Source organism: Mitsuaria sp. TWR114 (genome assembly GCF_007997345.1).
Genome location: NZ_VOSR01000323.1, coordinates 1 through 2,471, shown reverse-complemented (window position 1 = coordinate 2,471; position 2,471 = coordinate 1). Strand labels below are relative to the sequence as shown.

3 protein-coding genes are annotated in these 2,471 nt (G+C 72.1%); 1 reads left to right on the top strand and 2 read right to left on the bottom strand.

What is annotated here, in order from left to right; all coding sequences use genetic code 11:
• A partial coding sequence (locus FUT87_RS13100) for a MarC family protein (protein WP_147241298.1) occupies window positions 1-461 on the top strand: 461 nt, incomplete at its 5' end.
• Here FUT87_RS13100 and FUT87_RS13095 read toward each other — a convergent pair.
• Complete coding sequence (locus tag FUT87_RS13095) at window positions 440-1,024, bottom strand: GNAT family N-acetyltransferase (RefSeq protein ID WP_147241297.1); 585 nt, start codon at window positions 1,022-1,024, stop codon at window positions 440-442. The genes FUT87_RS13100 and FUT87_RS13095 overlap by 22 nt on opposite strands.
• 46 nt (window positions 1,025-1,070) lie before the next feature.
• On the bottom strand, window positions 1,071-2,471 hold a 1,401-nt coding region (locus FUT87_RS13090; RefSeq protein WP_147241296.1), incomplete at its 5' end, for a diguanylate cyclase domain-containing protein.

Genomic DNA, 2,471 nt, shown 5'->3' with positions numbered 1-2,471 from the left:
CCTTCGCGGTGCTGCTGGCCTTCATGTTCCTGGGCGAGGGGTTCCTGCGCCTGATGCACCTGTCGGAGCGCTCGCTCGAGGTGGCCGGCGGCGTGATCCTGATCATCATCGCGATCCGGATGATCTTCAGCCACGCCGGCGAGTCGGCCTACGGCGTGGACACCGGCCGCGAGCCCTTCATCTTCCCGCTGGCGGTGCCGCTGCTGGCCGGCCCGTCCGCGATGGCCACGGTGCTGCTGCTGGCCTCGCGCCAGCCGGACCGGGTGGCCGAGTGGATCGGCGCGCTGTTCACCGCGATGGTCATCTCCTTCCTCGCGCTGATTCTGGCCGACCGCATCCGCAAGCTGCTGGGAGACTCGGTGGTCTCGGCGCTGGAGAAACTGATGGGCCTGGTGCTGACCGCCATCGCGGTCGAGATGATCCTGTCGGGCCTGAAGCGCTACTTCGTCGGCGGCCTCTGATCGGCCGGATCGGCGGGGTCGGCCGGCCCGCTCCGCGCGGCCTGCGCCGCGCGCCATTCCGCCGCCGTCATGCCGTAGACCGCGACGTCGTTGTCGTACCAGCGCTCGACGCCGCGATAGCGCATGCCGAGCTTGGTCATCACATGCGAGGACGCCTCGTTGGCCGGGTCGCAGACGGCCACCAGCTGCGGCGCGCGCAGGTCGTCGAAGGCGAAGGCGGCCATGCGGCGCGCGGCCTCCGAGCCGTAGCCGCGGTTCCAGCGGTCGCGGCGCAGGCGCCAGCCGATCTCGTGCGGATTGGCCGCGTCGCGGCCCAGGTGCTGGATGCAGCCGGCACCGATGATCTCGCCGGTCTCGATCTCGAAGAAGGTCCACCAGCTGTAGCCCCATTCGGCCCAGCGCGCCTTGACGCGGTCGATCATCGCCTGCGTGTCCTCGAGCGTGTCGGGCTTGCCCGTGATGTAGCGCATCACGTCCAGGTCGCGATTCATCTCGAACAGGCCGTGCAGGTGCGCATCGGTCATGGGCTCCAGGCGGAGCCGGGCGGTGGTCAGTGAGGTCATCGGGCGACTGTACGGCGGTTCAGCGGTTCAGCGGGCATGACGCCGGTCATCCGTCGGCCTCGGCGGCCTCGGCGGCCAGCTCCTCGGCCGTGCGCCGCAGCGCCGAGAGGTCGAGCTCCTCCGGCGGCAACGCGCCGTTGAGCCAGCGGATGCGGCAGCGGCCGGCGCGCTTGGACTCGAACATCGTCTGGTCGGCGCGGCTCATCAGCACCTCGGGGTCGACGCCGTCCAGCGGGTAGTGCGCCACGCCGAAGCTGCTGCCGACCTGCACCGTCACGCCGCTGGACAGTCGCACCGGGGCGAGGATCTCGCGCAGCAGCCGCTCGCAGGCCGGCCGGCTGTCGGCCACCGCGGGCAGCGGGGTCAGCAGCACGACGAACTCGTCGCCACCCAGCCGCGCGGCCGTGTCCGAGCCCCGGATGCCGCTGGACAGCCGCTGCGCGACCGCCTTGAGCACCTCGTCGCCGGCGTCGTGGCCATGGGCGTCGTTGATGGCCTTGAAGCCGTCCAGGTCCAGGTAGGCGACCGCCATCTTCTGCGACTGCCGCTGAGCCACGGCCATCGCCTGGCGCAGCCGGTCGGCCAGCAGCACCCGGTTGGGCAGGCCGGTAAGCGCGTCATGGAAGGCGGCCCGCTCGACGCGCGCCTCGTGCGCCTTGCTCTGCGTGATGTCGGCCATCATCCAGAGCGTCGTGTCCACGTCGCGCTCGCCCGGCAGGGCCACGCCGTTGAGGTCGATCCACACCAGGCTGCCGTCCTTGCGCCGCATCTGCAGCTGGCTGCGGTAGTGGCCGCCGCGGCTCAGCACCGGGTAGGCGTTGCGGCCCAGCGCGGCGAAGGTGTCCTCGTCGACATAGAGCTCGCGCACCGGCAGCCCGAGCATCTCGTCGGCGCCGTAGCCGAAGAGCTGTTCCAGCGCGCGGTTCTTCCAGACGATGCGCCGGCCGCGCAGCTTGGCGATGGCGATGACGTCGGCGTCCAGCATCGCCTGCTGGTCCAGCGTCAGGCGGCGCAGGTCCTCGGTCATCGCATCGGCCAGCGCCTGCGCCCGCGCCCGGCCGGCCGCGAGCAGGTAGGTCGTGGCCGCCAGCAGCGCCGTCAGCAGCAGGCCGATCAGGCCCGGCCCCCAGCCCGCCGCGTCGATCACCGCGCGCTCGTAGGCGGTCGTCAGCGCGGCTTCCAGCCGGAACGCCCGCCCGGCGATCTCCACGCGGCGCTCGGCCGCCACCACGCGGAGGTCGAAGGCGGGCTGCGCGCTCGGCGCGGCGTCCAGCGGCTGGATGCCGGTGCTGGAGTCGAGCAGCAGGTCCTCGGTCGCGGTGTGGTCGTCGACCAGCAGCCGGAAATCCATCGGCGCCGCCGCCAGGCCTTCCTTGAGCCCGTGCAGGATCTCCTGCGCCACCAGCGGCGCGTAGAGCAGGCCCAGCAGCGCCTGGCGCCGCTGGGC